The sequence below is a fragment of the Streptococcus sp. FSL R7-0248 genome (assembly GCF_037967965.1).
Classification (GTDB): Bacteria; Bacillota; Bacilli; order Lactobacillales; family Streptococcaceae; genus Streptococcus.
The window spans coordinates 48,968-67,500 of sequence record NZ_CP150201.1; the positions used below are offsets into that span (position 1 = coordinate 48,968).

Sequence of the window (18,533 nt, forward strand, 5' to 3'; positions counted from 1 at the left end):
TTGATAGAGTATCGTTAACATATAACTTAAACAAAGAAAGGAAAAGAAAATATGATTGATAGATATAGCCGCCCTGAGATGGCGAACATTTGGAGTGAAGAAAATAAATACCGTGCTTGGCTTGAGGTGGAAATCTTGGCTGACGAAGCATGGGCTGAGTTGGGGGAAATCCCTAAGGAAGATGTGGCTTTGATTCGTGAAAAAGCGGACTTTGACATCGACCGTATTTTGGAAATCGAGCAGCAAACGCGTCACGATGTGGTTGCCTTCACACGTGCGGTTTCTGAGACTCTTGGCGAAGAGCGTAAGTGGGTTCACTATGGTTTGACATCTACTGACGTGGTAGATACTGCCTATGGTTACCTCTACAAACAAGCCAACGACATCATCCGTCGTGACCTTGAAAACTTCACCAACATCATCGCTGACAAAGCGAAAGAACACAAGTTCACCATCATGATGGGTCGTACCCACGGTGTGCACGCTGAGCCTACAACTTTTGGTCTTAAATTGGCCACTTGGTACAGCGAAATGAAACGCAACATCGAGCGTTTCGAGCATGCGGCTGCTGGTGTGGAAGCTGGTAAGATTTCTGGTGCGGTTGGTAACTTTGCCAACATCCCACCATTCGTTGAAAAATACGTCTGCGACAAACTTGGTATCCGTGCTCAAGAAATCTCAACACAGGTACTTCCTCGTGACCTTCACGCTGAGTACTTTGCAGTTCTTGCTAGCATCGCAACTTCTATCGAGCGTATGGCGACTGAGATCCGTGGTCTTCAAAAATCAGAACAACGTGAAGTGGAAGAGTTCTTTGCCAAAGGTCAAAAAGGGTCTTCAGCAATGCCTCACAAACGCAACCCAATCGGTTCTGAAAACATGACAGGTCTTGCACGTGTCATCCGTGGTCACATGGTAACAGCTTATGAAAATGTGTCACTCTGGCATGAACGTGATATCTCTCACTCATCAGCGGAGCGTATCATCACACCAGACACAACCATCTTGATTGACTACATGCTTAACCGTTTTGGAAACATCGTTAAGAACTTGACAGTCTTCCCAGAAAACATGATCCGCAACATGAACTCTACGTTTGGTTTGATCTTCAGTCAACGTGCGATGCTGACTTTGATTGAAAAAGGCATGACGCGTGAGCAAGCTTACGACCTTGTTCAACCGAAGACTGCTCAATCATGGGATAACCAAGTAGACTTCAAACCACTTCTTGAATCAGATCCAGAAGTAACTTCTCGCCTCACTCAAGAAGAAATCGACGAAATCTTCAATCCAGTTTACTACACTAAACGTGTTGATGAAATCTTCGAACGCATCGGTTTGGGTGATTAATCTAAACAAAATAGCAAAAAGCAGGCTAGACCTGCTTTTTTTGATGGTGACATTTATGTCACTATTTTTTGTTTGATTGACAAATTATAATAATAACATAGCTCGAGAGAATACCAACGAGCTAGCGAGTGGAAAGAATAATGACACTCGTTATTATAATTCTAAAAATAGAAAAGGAGAATTGGATGGTATTGAATTTAGAAAATGTAAACTGTGTTACTCTTCAAGATGAAGAATTGATGATGGTTAACGGAGGTCTTGCACCGATTGTAATTGGTGGAGTTGTCGTAGGTTGGAAGGTCATTGGTGGCGTTGCAGGTGTTATAGCAGCAAGTGGTGCTGCAGGGATTGCAGCAGGTTATTATGCTAATCGTCCTTAACATTCAAGAATCATTGGAGGCAGACAATGTTTAAAGAGCTTGTAAAATATCTACCAGAGTTAATTATTCTTTTAATAAGCCTGCTCTATAATATTGCACGAATGATGAGCGATTTGGGTTATATTAAAGTTCCATCATGGATGTTATCCATCGATGTTCCAAATATAGCGATGCTCTTAATCTTGATTATATTAATTTTGAAAATGCTAGGAGAAAAAGATGTCTAAAAAATATGAGTTGAGTAAAAAAGAATTACAGGAAATTCAAGGAGGTGTTGCACCAATTATGGTTGCTATTGGTTTAGGAAGTCTAGCAGTAGCATCATTTAGTTCAGGATATAAATTTGGAACAGATTTAGCTAGACGTGGACGATAGGTGACAGAATCACTCTGTGAAAGTGGTATTATAATTTCACATTGTATTGTTTACCAATTTAATTTAGAATCCCTATTCTTAAGTTAAATTTAATCTTATTAAGATATATTATAATCATTCTAATAAAGCAACTAGCTTTTGTGAGCTAGAGGTAAACATAATTTTTTCATAACAAATCTCCCCGAAGAAAGTCTAGAAATCTAGGCTTTTTTCTTATTTTTGAGGTTTTATTAGGATATTTTAAGAAAATACTTGAAAACCCTTCCAAAACAAGGTAATATAGTTATATAAAGATTCTATTGGACAAGCGGTCACCTTGGAGGATTAGGAAGAAGAGGTTGGAAAGCCTGTACAATCGTATCTTTTCAGTGGTCTCTGGGCTGCTGTGAAAATCCCTTTGGGGATTTTTTTCTGCGATTTAAGGTTTCTTTAAGGTAGGGAGGTTATACTTTAAGTCTCCTAAATAACTTTTACTGAACTTTGTTCAGTAAGTCTCGTTGGCTTACACTTTTTGTAGAACAACGAACTTTTCTTTTTCATAATCTCCAAAAGAGCTCAACATCATGTGTTGGGTTCTTTTTTTGGCAATTAAAAAACGCCCTTAGGCGTTTTAAGTATAGATTACATCTCGTCTGGAGCTTCAACACCGAGAAGGCGAAGGGCTTCTTTGAGGACTGTTGCTGTTGCGTAGCAAAGAGCCAAACGGCTGTCACGTTCTGGGCTTTCGTCCAAGATACGTGTGTGCGCGTAGTATTTGTTGAAGGCTTGGGCCAAGCTGATAGCAAATTTAGCAACGATAGATGGTTCAAAGTTATCTGATGCACGGTTGATGATACGTGGGAAGTCTTGGATGAGTTTGATGATTTCCCAGCTTTCAACGTCGTTTAGGCTGTATGTGGCATCTGTAGATGGCGTGAAGTCAGCCTTGCGCAAGATAGATTGGATACGAGCGTGTGCATACTGTACGTAAGGTCCAGTTTCCCCCTCGAAGGATACCATGGCATCAAGGTCGAAGTCATAACCATTCATGCGGTCTGTTTTAAGGTCGTAGAACTTGATAGCTCCGACACCAACAGCGTGGGCAACAGCTTCCTTGTTAGGCAAGTTTGGATTCTTAGCTTCGATTTGAGCTTGAGCACGGTTAACAGCTTCAGCGATAGTTGGCTCAAGTAAGATAACGTTACCCTTACGAGTTGACAATTTCTTACCGTTCTTAGTTACAAGACCAAAGGCAACGTGAGTCATATCGTCAGACCAGTCGTAGCCCATTTCTTTAAGAACAGCTTTCAACTGTTTGAAGTGGGCAGATTGTTCATTACCAACCACATAGATGGCTTTGGCAAAGTCGTAAGTACGTTTACGGTAGAGGGCAGCAGCCAAGTCACGTGTGATGTAAAGGGTTGCACCATCTGATTTTTTGATGAGGGCTGGGTGTTCGATACCGTATTTTTCAAGGTTAACCACTTGGGCACCTTGAGATTCTTGGAGAAGTCCTTTTTCTGTCAAGATGTCAACGACTTCATCCATCTTATCATTGTAGAAAGCTTCACCGTTGTAGCTATCAAATGAAACACCAAGTTCATCATAGAGACGGTTGAATTCTACTAAGCTTTCGTCACGGAACCATTGCCAGAGGGCAGTTGCTTCCTCGTCACCAGCTTCCAATTTACGGAACCATTCACGAGCTTCTTCATCTACAGATGGGTCTTTTTCAGCTTCGGCATTGATACGCACATAAAGTTGAAGAAGTTCATTGATAGGGTTGGCTTTGACAGCTTCCTCGCTACCCCATTTCTTATAGGCAACAATCAGCATACCAAACTGTTTACCCCAGTCACCCAAGTGATTGATGCGGACTGGTTTGTAGCCTTGTTTAGCTACGATGTTGGCAAGAGCGTCAGCGATAACTGTTGAACGCAAGTGACCGATAGAGAAAGGTTTAGCGATGTTAGGACTAGACATATCAAAGGCAATGTTACGTCCGTGACCGATGTTTTGGTCAGCGTAGTGGCTACCTTGAGCGATGACTTGTCCAAGAACGTCCGCCGAGATTTTTGATTTATCAAGGAAGAAGTTGATGTAAGGACCAACAGCTTCAACTTTTTCAAAGTTTGAAGCATCAATTTTTTCAGCGATGTCTGCTGCAATCATTTGAGGGGCCTTGCGTAAGACTTTTGCCAATGAGAAGGCAGGGAAGGCAAGGTCCCCCATGTCAGCATTTTTAGGGGTTTCAAGCAGATTTTGAATGTTTTCTTGCTCCAATTCAGGAACAACTTTAGTAATTTCTGCTGCAATGAGTTCTTTAGTATTCATAGGTACTCCATTTCAAATCTTGTCATTCGAATCTATTTTACCATTATTTTAGTTAATAGGGTAGGGACAAGAAAGCATCTATTAGGAAGTATTTCATGAAAAAATACAAAAATTCTGTTATAATATGCAAGGAATATACATAAAAAGAGGAAAGATAATGAAGAGAGATCGTCAAGCTGTTATCAAACAGATGATTTCAAGAGATAAGATTGGGACACAAGAGGAAATTAAGCAACGCCTAGAGGCGGAAGGTATCACGGTTACACAGGCTACCTTGTCACGTGATTTGCGTGAGATTGGTCTGTTGAAGCTTCGTGATGAGGAAGGTAAACTTTACTATAGTTTGTCTGAGCATGTGCTTTCAAGTTTGGATCCTACGGTTAAGGACTATGTCAAATCAGTTTCCCGTGCTCAGTTTATGCTGGTTCTCCATACAGAATTGGGTGAAGCAGATGTTTTGGCTAACCTGATTGATAGTGACGGCAATCCTGAAATTTTAGGAACTGTTGCTGGCGCAGATACCCTATTGGTAATCTGTAAGGACGCAGTGGTTGCTGAAAGATTGGAAAGTGAGTTTCACTGATGAAGACTCCCCATCAGGATTTCCAAAAAGCCAAAGAAGAGTTAATCGACCTCCTCAAACACCATGAGGCGGTTCTTGCTTTTCAAGAGGCTGAGAAAGCTATTGGACAGATCCCTCAGATTAGTTTTCTGGCTGGACAGATGAAGGCCTATCAACAAGAAGCGGTGCTTTTTCAAAAAATTGAGAAACAACGTGCCTATGAGGAGGCAGGTGAGCAGGCAGATTTGATTCAGAATGAGTTGGAAAATTTGCCCATTGTTCAGGATTACCGTCAAAAGATGCAAGATGCCAGTGACTTGATTCAATATGTGACCAAGTCTATCGAAGAAAAGATTAACGAGGAGTTAAGACATGGCTAAGGAAAAGATATCTCCAGGAATGCAGCAGTATTTGGATATCAAGGAAAATTATCCAGATGCTTTTTTGCTGTTTCGGATGGGGGATTTTTACGAATTATTTTACGATGATGCCGTTAAGGCTGCCCAGATTTTGGAAATTAGCCTAACCAGTCGTAATAAGAACGCAGATAAACCCATTCCTATGGCAGGTGTTCCTTATCATTCGGCTCAAGCCTATATTGATGTCTTGGTTGAGATGGGCTACAAAGTAGCCATTGCTGAGCAGATGGAGGACCCTAAACAGGCTGTTGGCGTGGTTAAGCGTGAGGTAGTTCAGGTTATCACGCCAGGGACAGTGGTTGACAGCTCTAAACCTGATAATGCCAACAATTTCTTAGTAGCCATTGACAAGGTTGGAAGTCGATTCGGCCTGGCCTATATGGATGTATCAACGGGTGAATTTTTTGCGACAGAGTTGGATGATTTTAGTTCAGTTTGCAGTGAAATTCAGAATCTTAAGGCACGTGAAGTAGTGGTTGGTTATGATTTACCTGAAGCTGACGAACAAGTTTTGGTGAAGCAACTCAACCTTCTACTCTCCAAGGAAACAGAGGTTTACGATGATGTCCACTTGATTGACACTAGTTTGACAGATTTGGAAAGCAGTGTGGCGGGTAAACTTCTCCAGTATGTTCATCGTACTCAGATGCGAGAGCTCAGTCATTTACAAAAGGCTCAGCACTATGAGATTAAAGATTACTTGCAGATGTCCTATGCGACCAAGTCAAGTTTGGATTTACTGGAAAATGCTAGAACGGGCAAGAAACACGGATCTCTTTTCTGGCTCTTGGATGAAACCAAGACAGCTATGGGAATGCGTCTCTTGCGAACTTGGATTGATCGTCCTTTAGTGAATCAAGCCACTATCACCGAGCGTCAGAATATTATCCAAGTTTTCTTGGACAATTTCTTTGAGCGTAGTGACTTGACTGAGAGTCTAAAAGGTGTTTACGATATTGAGCGCCTGGCCAGTCGTGTTTCCTTTGGCAAGGCTAATCCAAAAGATTTGATTCAGCTAGGTCATACTTTGGCTCAAGTACCGGTGATTAAGGCGATTTTGGAGTCTTTTAATGACGATGCCTTGTCACGTCTTTTACAAGAGTTAGATGCTCTGCCAGAATTAGAGAGATTGATTCGGTCGGCTATTGATCCAGATGCTCCTGCAACCATTACAGAAGGTGGCATTATCCGTGCTGGTTTTGATGAGACCTTGGACAAGTATCGCAAGGTGATGAGTGAGGGAACCTCATGGATTGCAGATATCGAAGCCAAAGAACGTGAAGCGTCTGGTATTACAACACTAAAGATTGATTATAACCGTAAAGATGGTTATTACTTCCATGTGACCAACTCTAACCTTAGCTTGGTTCCTGACCATTTCTTCCGCAAGGCAACTCTGAAAAATTCAGAGCGATTTGGAACTGCTGAGTTGGCTAAAATTGAAGGTGAAATGCTTGAGGCGCGTGAAAAATCATCAACGCTAGAGTATGATATTTTCATGCGTGTCCGTGAGCAGGTTGAACGCTATATTGACCGTTTGCAATCTTTGGCTAAGGCCATTGCGACCGTCGATGTGCTTCAAAGTTTGGCTGTTACAGCAGAGACTAATCATTATGTTCGTCCTGTGTTCAATGATGAGCATCGTATCGTTATTGATCAAGGTCGTCATGCGGTGGTTGAGAAGGTTATGGGCGTTCAGGAATACATTCCAAACACGATTACCTTTGACAGTCAGACCAATGTTCAGCTCATTACAGGACCAAATATGAGTGGTAAATCTACCTATATGCGTCAGTTAGCCTTGTCAGTAGTTATGGCTCAGATGGGGTCTTATGTGCCAGCAGATAGTATTGATTTGCCAGTTTTTGATGCTATCTATACACGTATTGGTGCTGCAGATGATCTGATTTCAGGTCAGTCGACCTTCATGGTTGAGATGATGGAGGCTAATCAGGCCATTAAGCGAGCGACACCTAATTCCTTGATTATTTTTGATGAGTTGGGACGTGGGACAGCCACCTATGACGGTATGGCTCTGGCCCAGTCTATCATTGAGTTTATTCATGACAAGGTGGGGGCTAAAACCATGTTTGCGACCCATTATCATGAGTTGACAGCTCTGTCAAATACTTTGACACACCTTGTCAACGTTCATGTGGCGACACTTGAAAAGGACGGTGAAGTGACTTTCCTTCACAAGATTGTTGATGGACCAGCCGACAAATCTTATGGTATTCATGTAGCTAAGATTGCAGGTTTACCAGCAGATTTACTGGAACGTGCTGACACTATCTTGACACAACTAGAGGGCGAGACAGTTGCCATCCAACCTCAGGAAAAGGTATTGCCTCAAGAGAAGCCTGCCACTGAAACACATGTCAACGAGCAAATCTCTCTCTTTGATGATTTTACTGAAAATCCAGTTCTTCAAGAGTTGCGTGATTTAGACATTTACAACATGACACCTATGCAGGTCATGATGGCTGTAGCAGATTTAAAACAGAAACTATAAAAGAAGCTTGTCAATTGACAGGCTTCTTGTCTTTTATAGGTGTTTCAATTCTTGGTTGAGTTGTTCAATATCCTTTTTCATTTTCCAATAAGAGAAGACCCAAACGAGGAGATAGATAAGGCTGAATTCAATGACTAGCTCCAAGTAGAAAGTTAAACGTAGAGGAAACCATCCGCTGAGGGTAGCTAGTGGAATGAAACCTAGACAGGTTAAGGCATAGTGAGTGAGGGTTGCACGAAGCAAACTCCATTCAGCTTTACGAAAAATATAACTAGCGATTTCAAAAAGGATACCGATAGCAAACCAAGTGATGAGGCAGTAGGCCAATGCTATAGATCCGTGAACCTGATGTGACGTCATCCATTGTCCAATGGCTGAGTGAGGATTTAGAGGCATGTAGCTTGGTGCCCAGATAAGAGACATGACCATGGATACGGCAAGTCCGATAAGGATGCCATTTGTACCTGATTTAAAAAGTTGCTTTTTCATTGTAATTTCTCCTTTATTGCTTTGAGGTAACGGCGTGATGAGTAGGTAGTTTCCTTGTTTTTAAGGTGAATTTCTACGAGGCCGTTAGGGGTGATGTTGAAGCGTTCAATTTCTTTGAGGTTGACAATCTCTGATTGTGAAATTTTGATAAAGTAAGATGGCAGTTTTTCTAAAACTTGATAGAGACGTAAGCCTAAGGGGTACTCTCCTTGAATAGTTTCAGCTAGAACTTGTCGATTTTCGATGTAAATTCTGGAAATAGCTTTGGGTTCGATAAGATAAGTTTCTCCATCTTTTTTTCCTTTGAGTCGGTGGTTGTCATCCAAACTTTCGACAAACTCGACGACTTGCTGAATCTTTGGCGTCCGACTAGGTGCCTGAATCTGCAACGTCTCTTCTTGAAATACCGAGTCAATCTGAACTTTTATTTTCATAACGATCCTTTCTTGTTTGTAATTGAGGAGGCCTCCTCCCTTTCACACCTTTATTAAACACTATTTACTAGCCCACAGCAATAGCGTTTGTCTATGTGGTCCTATATGGTGTCTAAGTGGTTGAAAATATTTTAGAAAACCCCTATACTTAATGAAAACGTACTGACGAGGTAATCACATGAAATCTATAATGAAATGGTTAGCAGGAATTTTTCTTGCCTGCAGTCTGATTTTGAGTTTTTTTACACCTTTTGAAAAGGCACTAACACTGAACTTGCTCTTGTTTTATTTCTTTGTTAAGCAGTTTATGGATTCTACAAGCTCGCCTAAAACCTACCAATGGATTTTCCAAATCATCTACCTCTTGATTTTTTCTGGGCTCATTTGGTTCAACCTTCGTCATGGGGATATGATTGTTATAGCCACAGCCTTATCTTGGCTAACAGTTGTGTGTGAGTTATGGTTGTATAGGAAGCATAAGTAACAGTCAGCACCAGTGAATGTATCAACCTTTTAGAAGGGAGAAAAAATAATTATGCCAAAAATCATCGAATTGCCTGAAGTTCTAGCCAATCAGATTGCTGCTGGAGAGGTCGTAGAGCGACCAGCTAGTGTAGTTAAAGAGCTGGTGGAAAATGCTATTGATGCAGGCAGCACCCAGATTACTATTGAAGTTGAAGAATCAGGCCTCTCAAAAATTCAAATCACAGACAATGGTGAAGGAATGGCTCAAGCTGACGTGGCTATGAGTTTGCGCCGTCATGCAACGAGTAAAATCAAAAATCAAGGAGACCTCTTTCGTATTCGAACTCTTGGTTTTCGAGGTGAGGCCCTGCCATCAATAGCTTCTATCAGTCATCTTACCATTGTGACGGCGGCTGATGGAGAAGCCTATGGGACTAAACTGGTTGCTAAGGGTGGGGAAATTGAGAGTCAGGATCCTATTTCAACACCAGTTGGAACAAAGATTACCGTTGAAAACTTATTTTATAACACCCCAGCTCGTCTCAAGTATATGAAGAGTTTACAGGCTGAGTTGGCTCATATTGTTGATGTTGTCAATCGTCTGAGTCTAGCTCATCCCGAAGTTGCCTTCACCTTGCTTAATGACGGTCGTCAGTTGACACAGACCTCAGGTACTGGAGACCTCCGTCAAGCTATTGCCGGGATTTATGGTTTGACAACAGCTAAAAAAATGGTGGAAATTTCAAATTCTGACCTTGATTTTGAAGTTTCTGGCTATGTCAGCCTTCCTGAATTAACTCGTGCAAATCGTAACTACATCACGATTCTCATTAACGGACGTTATATAAAAAACTTCCTACTTAACCGTGCTATTTTTGATGGTTATGGTTCTAAACTCATGGTAGGGCGCTTCCCTATTGCGGTTATTGATATTCAGATTGATCCTTATTTGGCTGATGTCAATGTTCACCCAACAAAGCAGGAAGTACGTATCTCTAAAGAAAAGGAGCTTATGGCCCTCATCAGCTCTGCCATTGCTCAAAGCCTTAGAGAGCAGGATTTGATTCCGGATGCCCTTGAAAATCTAGCCAAGTCTAGTACTAGAGGTGCAACTAAGCCGGTTCAAACCAGTCTTCCACTCAAACAAACCAATCTTTATTATGATAGCAGTCGTAATGATTTCTTTGTCAAACCAGAGACAGTCCAAGAGGATATCAAACCACTCGTGTCAGAGTCTCCAGTTTCATCGGTAGAAAACAAACCGCAACCTTCTGTTAAACAAGCACAACGTTCAGCAGATGAAAGTGATAGTGAACACGAAAAACTTGATTATAAAAACAAGTCGAAAATGAAGCGCATGCTTGAAAATCTGGACAATGAGGAAACATCAACCTTCCCTGAGTTGGAGTTTTTTGGTCAAATGCATGGAACCTATCTCTTTGCTCAAGGACAAGGTGGACTTTACATCATTGACCAGCATGCTGCCCAAGAACGTGTCAAGTATGAGTACTATCGCGAAAAGATTGGTGAGGTTGACAGTAGTTTACAACAGCTTTTGGTTCCCTATCTCTTTGAATTTTCAGGTTCGGATTACATTAGTTTACAAGAAAAAATGCCTCTTCTTAACCAGGTTGGTATCTATTTAGAGCCTTATGGGAATAACACCTTCATTCTTCGTGAACATCCTATCTGGATGAAGGAAGAAGAGATTGAATCTGCAGTCTATGAGATGTGCGACATGCTTCTTTTGACGAATGAAGTGTCTGTCAAAACCTACCGTGCTGAGTTAGCCATCATGATGAGTTGTAAACGTTCAATCAAGGCCAATCATGCTCTCGATGATTACTCTGCGCGTGACCTTCTAGTACAGCTTGCACAGTGTAAAAACCCCTACAATTGCCCTCACGGACGTCCTGTACTTGTCAACTTTACAAAGTCTGATATGGAAAAAATGTTCCGTCGAATTCAAGAAAATCATACTAGTCTACGTGACCTAGGGAAGTATTAAAACTTTTTTTCGTCTTACTTTACGAATAGGAACGTTAGATTTATAATAGTGGTGAAGACAAGGAATCTTCTAATGTTTTAGCACATCATTGTAGGATGATTGACTGATTTTTAAGTTAGGAGGTAGAGTGATGAGACACCTAACAAAAACTAATAAACACTTTTTACTTGTTGGCTTAACATTTTTAGCGACTAGCTTGATTTTCTATATTTTGGCTTGGTTAGGTCGACCAAGTTTGGAGAATGCCCTAGTAAATGTTTCTAGCATTGCCTTTACTTTAGGCGTTGTAACATATATTCTATTAGGCTTGAAGATGATTACAGATACTTTAAAGACGAGTAGTCATCCTTAAAATAGAGCAAACATAATCCACTTTCGAGTGGATTTTTTGTTACAATAGTACAGCAGTGCTTGAGATGACAAAATAAACACTCAAGACAATTATCTTATAAGTATAAAATAACAAAGCAATCCATTGAAGATACGAACGAGAAAGGAAATCACACGCTATGTATGATTACATCAAGGGAACTCTAGTGAAAATTACTGCCAAGTATATTGTTATAGAAGCAAACGGCCTAGGTTATATTGTCACTGTAGCGAACCCATATAGTTTTTCTGACCAGATGAATCAGACTATCCAAGTCTACCTTCATCAGGTTATTAGGGATGACGCCCACCTTCTTTTTGGTTTCCATACTGAAGATGAAAAAGAAGTCTTCCTTAAGCTTATTTCAGTTTCTGGAATAGGTCCGACGACTGCTCTAGCTATTGTTGCTGTAGATGATAATCAAGGCTTGGTGGCTGCCATTGATAATAGTGACATCAAGTACCTGATGAAGTTTCCAAAGATTGGTAAAAAGACAGCCCAGCAAATGGTTTTGGACTTGGCAGGGAAATTTGCAGAGTTACCAACAGAAACGACCAAGACGACACCAAGTCAACCTGAAGGAAATCATCAGTTGGATGAGGCTATGGAAGCTTTGCTTGCTCTTGGTTATAAAGCTGCAGAACTTAAGAAAATCAAAGCCTTCTTCGAAGGTACTAATGAAACGGCAGAGCAATACATTAAATCAGCTCTTAAGATGTTGATGAAATGAGGTAAGCAATGGTCAATCGTTGTCTTTGGGTACCAACAAACAATAAATTATATTGTGATTATCATGACAAGGAGTGGGGAAAGCCTATTGGTGACGATCAAAAACTTTTTGAGCTACTTTGCTTAGAAAGTTATCAGTCAGGACTTTCTTGGTTAACTGTTTTAAATAAACGTCAGGCCTTTAATCGTGTTTTTCATAACTATGATATTGAGCGTGTTGCCCAGTTTAGCCTAAGTGAACTTGAAGAAGCGCTTCAAAATCCGGATATTATTCGTCACAAACTTAAGCTAGAAGCAACCGTAAATAATGCCAAACAAGTACTAAAACTCCAAGATGAATTTGGCTCCTTGTCCCATTATTTTTGGCAGTTCTTTGACGGAAAGCCCTTGGTAAATAATGTTCCCACATATAAGGACGTCCCATCATCAACTGATTTATCCCAACAGATTGCCAAAAATCTAAAAAAGAGAGGGTTCAAATTTTTAGGACCGACTACTATATATTCATTTCTGCAAGCCGCAGGATTTGTGAATGATCATGAAAATAACTGTGACTTCAAATAAATGAGTAGATTTGATTGACAAGACGAGAAAAACATGTTAGTTTATAAACGAACATGTTTTTGAGATTATTTTACGAATAGTAATATAGGTGAACCAATGAAAGCTGAATTGATTGCAGTAGGAACCGAAATCCTAACTGGGCAAATCACCAATACCAATGCCCAATTTTTATCTGAGAAACTAGCTGAACTAGGAATTGACGTGTATTTTCACACAGCAGTAGGAGACAATGAAAACCGCCTACTCTCAGTTCTAGACCAAGCTAGTAAACGTAGTGACTTAGTCATACTTTGTGGAGGACTTGGCCCTACGGAGGACGATTTAACCAAGCAAACCCTAGCTAAGTTCTTAGGAAAAAAACTTGTTTTTGATGAGGAGGCAAGTAAAAAGCTGGACAGTTTCTTTGCTACTCGCCCTAAACACACACGAACGCCTAATAATGAACGTCAAGCGCAAATTGTTGAGGGGGCTATCCCCTTGCAAAATCCTACAGGTCTTGCAGTTGGAGGCGTCATTACTACTCAAGGGGTGACCTATGTAGTCCTACCTGGGCCACCAAGTGAACTTAAACCTATGGTGAATCAGGAACTTGTTCCAGCACTTACTGAGAATCACGCAAGTCTTTATTCGAGAGTCCTAAGATTCTTTGGCGTTGGAGAAAGTCAATTGGTGACTATTCTGAAGGATTTTATTGTTAACCAAACAGATCCAACCATAGCTCCATACGCTAAAGTGGGGGAAGTAACACTTCGCTTGTCAACAAAGGCTTCTTCACGAGAAGAAGCAGATCAAAAACTAGATGTTTTAGAAAAACAAATTCGTTCTACTAAAACTCTAGATGGCAAATCCTTATCTGATTTTATTTACGGATATGGAGAGTCTAATAGTTTAGCATTTGAAACTTTCCGTTTGTTTAAGAACCATGGCAAGACTATCACTGCAGCTGAAAGCCTAACAGCAGGTTTATTTCAGGCTAGTATTGCTGATTTTTCAGGAGCCTCACAAGTATTAAAAGGCGGCTTTGTTACTTACAGCATTGAAGAAAAATCTAAAATGTTGGATATTCCCTTGTCGCAACTAGAAGAACATGGTGTTGTCAGTCATTTTACTGCAGAAAAAATGGCTGAAGGTGCCCGAGCTAAAACAGATAGCGATTACGGAATTGCACTTACCGGTGTAGCTGGACCAGATTCATTAGAAGGACACCCAGCAGGTACAGTATTTATTGGTATTGCTGATAGGAATCAAGTAAGGTCAATCAAGGTTGTTATAGGTGGAAGAAGTCGTTCTGACGTTAGATATATTAGTACCCTCTATGCCTTTAACCTAGTTCGCCAAGCTTTATTACAAGAGACAACTTGATTTAAGTTTGTCTTTAACTATAGAAAGAAGAGGAAAATAAGTGGCTAAGAAAACAAAGAAAACAGAAGAAATCACAAAGAAATTTGGAGATGAGCGTCGTAAAGCACTTGATGATGCTTTGAAGAATATTGAAAAAGATTTTGGTAAGGGAGCAGTTATGCGTCTTGGTGAGCGTGCAGAGCAGAAGGTTCAGGTTATGAGCTCAGGCTCGCTAGCTTTGGATATTGCTCTTGGTGCAGGTGGTTATCCTAAAGGTCGTATTATCGAAATTTACGGACCAGAATCATCAGGTAAAACGACTGTAGCCCTCCATGCTGTTGCTCAGACACAAAAAGAAGGCGGAATCGCTGCCTTTATCGATGCAGAGCATGCCCTTGACCCTGCTTATGCGGCAGCCCTAGGTGTTAATATCGATGAGCTTCTTTTGTCACAACCTGATTCAGGTGAACAAGGTCTCGAAATTGCTGGTAAGCTGATTGACTCTGGTGCAGTTGATTTGGTTGTTGTTGACTCAGTTGCAGCCTTGGTACCTCGTGCAGAAATTGATGGAGATATTGGTGACAGTCATGTCGGACTTCAAGCGCGTATGATGAGTCAAGCCATGCGTAAGCTTTCTGCTTCTATCAATAAAACAAAAACAATTGCTATCTTCATTAACCAATTACGTGAAAAAGTTGGTATTATGTTTGGTAATCCAGAAACAACCCCTGGTGGACGTGCTCTAAAATTCTATGCATCAGTACGTCTTGATGTACGTGGAAATACGCAAATCAAAGGGACTGGTGATAAAAAAGACCAAAATGTTGGTAAGGAAACTAAAATCAAGGTTGTCAAAAACAAGGTTGCCCCACCATTTAAAGAAGCCTTTGTCGAAATTATGTATGGTGAAGGGATTTCACAAACAGGTGAGCTTGTAAAAATCGCTAGTGATTTAGGAATTATTCAAAAAGCCGGAGCGTGGTTCTCATATAATGGAGAGAAGATTGGTCAAGGATCTGAAAATGCTAAAAAATATTTGGCAGATCATCCAGATATTTTTGAAGAAATTGATCATAAAGTACGTGTACACTATGGTTTGATTGAACCAGATGAAGAGGATAGTGTTGAAGAAGCACAAGTTGAAGAAACATCTGATGAACTTGTTTTGGACCTTGATTCAACCATTGAAATTGAAGAATAAGTGTAAAAGAGCCGAAGAGCTCTTTTTCTCTTTGATTTAATCTAAGTAAAAAAAATCTATGATAATTGAAAAAGTCCCCTTAGATTCAAAATAGGTCGCTAGACCGATTTCTTAAACTAAGGACAATGATAAGATAATAGTATCATGTGACAGAAAGAGAGAATTAACATGATTAAGATTTATACAATCTCAAGTTGTACAAGTTGTAAAAAAGCAAAAACATGGTTGAACAACCATCAACTTCCTTATAAAGAACAAAACCTTGGTAAAGAACCACTTACAAAAGAAGAAATCTTAAACATCCTATCAAAAACAGAGAATGGTGTTGAGAGCATTGTTTCATCAAAAAATCGCTATGCTAAAGCTCTAAATTGTGATATCGACGAGCTCAGTGTTAGTGAAGTGATTGATTTGATTCAAGAAAACCCAAGAATCTTGAAAAGTCCAATCTTAATTGATGATAAGAGATTGCAAGTGGGTTATAAAGAAGATGACATCCGTGCGTTCTTACCGCGCTCAATACGAAATGTCGAAAATTCACAAGCACGCATGCGAGCAGCTCTATAAAAAATGAAAAAAGGAGATACTAGAGATCTTCTTTTTTGCTTTCACTTATTGCATAGAAAATAAGTATTGACATTGGTTCACAAACTTGATAGACTAATAAAGTCTCAAGGAAATTGTTCAGTAACTGAAAAAGTTTGAAAAAAACTTTAAAAAGTTATTGACAAGATAAGTCAGAGATGATATTATAAATAAGCTGTTTCGGAAGGGGCGGCGAACACGAGAAGTAAAAAAACTTCGAAAAAAGTGTTGACAAACTATTCTAGATTTGCTAGAATATAGGAGTTGTCTTAAGAGAGACAAAGACCTTTGAGAACTGAATAAGAAACCAAGTGCAGGGTTATGATAGAAGAAATTATAACCTGTCAATTTACAAGAATAAATCGTCAGATGACGGTAATGAGTTAACGCTCGAACAATTATTAAATTTTTAATGAGAGTTTGATCCTGGCTCAGGACGAACGCTGGCGGCGTGCCTAATACATGCAAGTAGAACGCTGAAGAGAGGAGCTTGCTCTTCTTGGATGAGTTGCGAACGGGTGAGTAACGCGTAGGTAACCTGCCTTGTAGCGGGGGATAACTATTGGAAACGATAGCTAATACCGCATAACAATGGATGACACATGTCATTTATTTGAAAGGGGCAATTGCTCCACTACAAGATGGACCTGCGTTGTATTAGCTAGTAGGTGAGGTAACGGCTCACCTAGGCGACGATACATAGCCGACCTGAGAGGGTGATCGGCCACACTGGGACTGAGACACGGCCCAGACTCCTACGGGAGGCAGCAGTAGGGAATCTTCGGCAATGGGGGCAACCCTGACCGAGCAACGCCGCGTGAGTGAAGAAGGTTTTCGGATCGTAAAGCTCTGTTGTAAGTCAAGAACGAGTGTGAGAGTGGAAAATTCACACTGTGACGGTAGCTTACCAGAAAGGGACGGCTAACTACGTGCCAGCAGCCGCGGTAATACGTAGGTCCCGAGCGTTGTCCGGATTTATTGGGCGTAAAGCGAGCGCAGGCGGTTTGATAAGTCTGAAGTTAAAGGCTGTGGCTTAACCATAGTTCGCTTTGGAAACTGTCAAACTTGAGTGCAGAAGGGGAGAGTGGAATTCCATGTGTAGCGGTGAAATGCGTAGATATATGGAGGAACACCGGTGGCGAAAGCGGCTCTCTGGTCTGTAACTGACGCTGAGGCTCGAAAGCGTGGGGAGCGAACAGGATTAGATACCCTGGTAGTCCACGCCGTAAACGATGAGTGCTAGGTGTTGGATCCTTTCCGGGATTCAGTGCCGCAGCTAACGCATTAAGCACTCCGCCTGGGGAGTACGACCGCAAGGTTGAAACTCAAAGGAATTGACGGGGGCCCGCACAAGCGGTGGAGCATGTGGTTTAATTCGAAGCAACGCGAAGAACCTTACCAGGTCTTGACATCCCGATGCTATTTCTAGAGATAGAAAGTTACTTCGGTACATCGGTGACAGGTGGTGCATGGTTGTCGTCAGCTCGTGTCGTGAGATGTTGGGTTAAGTCCCGCAACGAGCGCAACCCCTATTGTTAGTTGCCATCATTCAGTTGGGCACTCTAGCGAGACTGCCGGTAATAAACCGGAGGAAGGTGGGGATGACGTCAAATCATCATGCCCCTTATGACCTGGGCTACACACGTGCTACAATGGTTGGTACAACGAGTTGCGAGTCGGTGACGGCAAGCTAATCTCTTAAAGCCAATCTCAGTTCGGATTGTAGGCTGCAACTCGCCTACATGAAGTCGGAATCGCTAGTAATCGCGGATCAGCACGCCGCGGTGAATACGTTCCCGGGCCTTGTACACACCGCCCGTCACACCACGAGAGTTTGTAACACCCGAAGTCGGTGAGGTAACCTTTTGGAGCCAGCCGCCTAAGGTGGGATAGATGATTGGGGTGAAGTCGTAACAAGGTAGCCGTATCGGAAGGTGCGGCTGGATCACCTCCTTTCTAAGGAAAAACGGAATGTACTTGAGTTTCTTATTTAGTTTTGAGAGGTCTTGTGGGGCCTTAGCTCAGCTGGGAGAGCGCCTGCTTTGCACGCAGGAGGTCAGCGGTTCGATCCCGCTAGGCTCCATTGAATCGAAAGATTCAAGTATTGTCCATTGAAAATTGAATATCTATATCAAATTCCATATGTAATTAATTACATATAGATAGTAACAAGAAAATAAACCGAAACGCTGTGAATATTTAATGAGTTAGGTCGAAAGACCAAAATAAGGTTAAGTTAATAAGGGCGCACGGTGGATGCCTTGGCACTAGAAGCCGATGAAGGACGTGACTAACGACGAAATGCTTTGGGGAGCTGTAAGTGAGCAATGATCCAGAGATGTCCGAATGGGGGAACCCGGCAGGTAATGCCTGTCACTCATTACTGTTAAGGTAATGTAGAGGAAGACGCAGTGAACTGAAACATCTAAGTAGCTG

At 41.3% G+C, this 18,533-nt stretch carries 18 protein-coding genes, 1 tRNA gene and 2 rRNA genes (1 of these 21 cut by a window edge); 18 read left to right on the forward strand and 3 right to left on the reverse strand.

From position 1 onward, the window contains the following. Positions 1-51: 51 nt before the first annotated feature. The 4 genes from purB to NYE32_RS00305 all read left to right on the forward strand — a co-directional run bounded on the left by purB (position 52) and on the right by NYE32_RS00305 (position 2,105). Positions 52-1,350, forward strand: a complete 1,299-nt coding sequence (gene purB, locus NYE32_RS00290; protein ID WP_156685501.1) for an adenylosuccinate lyase — start codon at positions 52-54, stop codon at positions 1,348-1,350. Between the two features lie 185 nt (positions 1,351-1,535). Then, positions 1,536-1,730 (forward strand): class IIb bacteriocin, lactobin A/cerein 7B family, encoded by a 195-nt coding sequence (locus NYE32_RS00295; protein ID WP_004181980.1) that lies wholly within the window; start codon positions 1,536-1,538, stop codon positions 1,728-1,730. A 26-nt stretch (positions 1,731-1,756) separates the two neighbouring features. Then, the gene (locus NYE32_RS00300; protein WP_049545557.1) at positions 1,757-1,957 is read left to right on the forward strand and encodes a hypothetical protein; all 201 of its coding nucleotides are present in this window, start codon (positions 1,757-1,759) and stop codon (positions 1,955-1,957) included. After that, on the forward strand, positions 1,950-2,105 hold the full coding sequence (locus tag NYE32_RS00305; RefSeq protein ID WP_013989906.1) for a class IIb bacteriocin, lactobin A/cerein 7B family: 156 nt from the start codon (positions 1,950-1,952) through the stop codon (positions 2,103-2,105). The genes NYE32_RS00300 and NYE32_RS00305 overlap by 8 nt, the downstream gene beginning before the upstream one ends. Positions 2,106-2,726: 621 nt before the next feature. Here NYE32_RS00305 and argS read toward each other — a convergent pair. Then, complete coding sequence (argS, locus tag NYE32_RS00310) at positions 2,727-4,418, reverse strand: arginine--tRNA ligase (protein WP_073689444.1); 1,692 nt, start codon at positions 4,416-4,418, stop codon at positions 2,727-2,729. A gap of 154 nt (positions 4,419-4,572) precedes the next feature. On the opposite strand from argS, the gene argR reads away from it, so the two are divergent. From argR to mutS, 3 genes are read left to right on the forward strand one after another with little or no spacing between them, the layout of a single operon-like run. Beyond that, on the forward strand, positions 4,573-5,001 hold the full coding sequence (argR, locus tag NYE32_RS00315; protein WP_171963598.1) for an arginine repressor: 429 nt from the start codon (positions 4,573-4,575) through the stop codon (positions 4,999-5,001). After that, complete coding sequence (locus NYE32_RS00320; protein WP_073689443.1) at positions 5,001-5,360, forward strand: YlbF family regulator; 360 nt, start codon at positions 5,001-5,003, stop codon at positions 5,358-5,360. Before argR ends, NYE32_RS00320 begins: the two co-directional genes overlap by 1 nt. Continuing rightward, on the forward strand, positions 5,353-7,911 hold the full coding sequence (gene mutS, locus NYE32_RS00325; RefSeq protein ID WP_073689442.1) for a DNA mismatch repair protein MutS: 2,559 nt from the start codon (positions 5,353-5,355) through the stop codon (positions 7,909-7,911). The genes NYE32_RS00320 and mutS overlap by 8 nt, the downstream gene beginning before the upstream one ends. Before the next feature lie 33 nt (positions 7,912-7,944). Here the strand turns inward: mutS and NYE32_RS00330 are convergent, their stop codons facing one another. Then, positions 7,945-8,400: a DUF3021 domain-containing protein gene (locus NYE32_RS00330; RefSeq protein ID WP_195436128.1), complete on the reverse strand. Its 456-nt coding sequence runs from the start codon at positions 8,398-8,400 to the stop codon at positions 7,945-7,947. Continuing rightward, on the reverse strand, positions 8,397-8,834 hold the full coding sequence (locus NYE32_RS00335; RefSeq protein WP_013989911.1) for a LytTR family DNA-binding domain-containing protein: 438 nt from the start codon (positions 8,832-8,834) through the stop codon (positions 8,397-8,399). Before NYE32_RS00335 ends, NYE32_RS00330 begins: the two co-directional genes overlap by 4 nt. Before the next feature lie 178 nt (positions 8,835-9,012). On the opposite strand from NYE32_RS00335, the gene NYE32_RS00340 reads away from it, so the two are divergent. From NYE32_RS00340 to NYE32_RS00390, 11 genes are all read left to right on the forward strand, one after another. Beyond that, positions 9,013-9,318, forward strand: a complete 306-nt coding sequence (locus NYE32_RS00340; protein WP_155198552.1) for a hypothetical protein — start codon at positions 9,013-9,015, stop codon at positions 9,316-9,318. 51 nt (positions 9,319-9,369) lie between these two features. Then, positions 9,370-11,307, forward strand: a complete 1,938-nt coding sequence (gene mutL, locus NYE32_RS00345; RefSeq protein WP_155198551.1) for a DNA mismatch repair endonuclease MutL — start codon at positions 9,370-9,372, stop codon at positions 11,305-11,307. 130 nt (positions 11,308-11,437) lie between these two features. Next, the gene (locus NYE32_RS00350) at positions 11,438-11,659 is read left to right on the forward strand and encodes a hypothetical protein (RefSeq protein ID WP_037597288.1); all 222 of its coding nucleotides are present in this window, start codon (positions 11,438-11,440) and stop codon (positions 11,657-11,659) included. A gap of 157 nt (positions 11,660-11,816) precedes the next feature. Further along, entirely contained in the window at positions 11,817-12,407 is a 591-nt protein-coding gene (gene ruvA, locus NYE32_RS00355) for a Holliday junction branch migration protein RuvA (RefSeq protein WP_037599413.1), read from the forward strand. 8 nt (positions 12,408-12,415) lie between these two features. Continuing rightward, positions 12,416-12,970 (forward strand): DNA-3-methyladenine glycosylase I, encoded by a 555-nt coding sequence (locus NYE32_RS00360; protein ID WP_037599412.1) that lies wholly within the window; start codon positions 12,416-12,418, stop codon positions 12,968-12,970. A gap of 96 nt (positions 12,971-13,066) precedes the next feature. Further along, on the forward strand, positions 13,067-14,332 hold the full coding sequence (locus tag NYE32_RS00365) for a competence/damage-inducible protein A (protein ID WP_037599410.1): 1,266 nt from the start codon (positions 13,067-13,069) through the stop codon (positions 14,330-14,332). Between the two features lie 40 nt (positions 14,333-14,372). After that, positions 14,373-15,512, forward strand: coding sequence for a recombinase RecA (gene recA, locus NYE32_RS00370; RefSeq protein ID WP_002889600.1), 1,140 nt, complete (start codon positions 14,373-14,375; stop codon positions 15,510-15,512). A 168-nt stretch (positions 15,513-15,680) separates the two neighbouring features. Next, positions 15,681-16,079: a transcriptional regulator Spx gene (spx, locus tag NYE32_RS00375; RefSeq protein ID WP_002886328.1), complete on the forward strand. Its 399-nt coding sequence runs from the start codon at positions 15,681-15,683 to the stop codon at positions 16,077-16,079. 426 nt (positions 16,080-16,505) lie between these two features. Continuing rightward, positions 16,506-18,053 (forward strand): 16S ribosomal RNA (locus NYE32_RS00380). Between the two features lie 54 nt (positions 18,054-18,107). After that, positions 18,108-18,180 (forward strand) — tRNA-Ala (locus NYE32_RS00385). Positions 18,181-18,326: 146 nt separating this feature from the next. Further along, positions 18,327-18,533 (forward strand): 23S ribosomal RNA (locus NYE32_RS00390) (it continues 2,693 nt past the right edge of the window). The 16S and 23S rRNA genes sit together here with 1 tRNA gene alongside, the layout of an rRNA operon.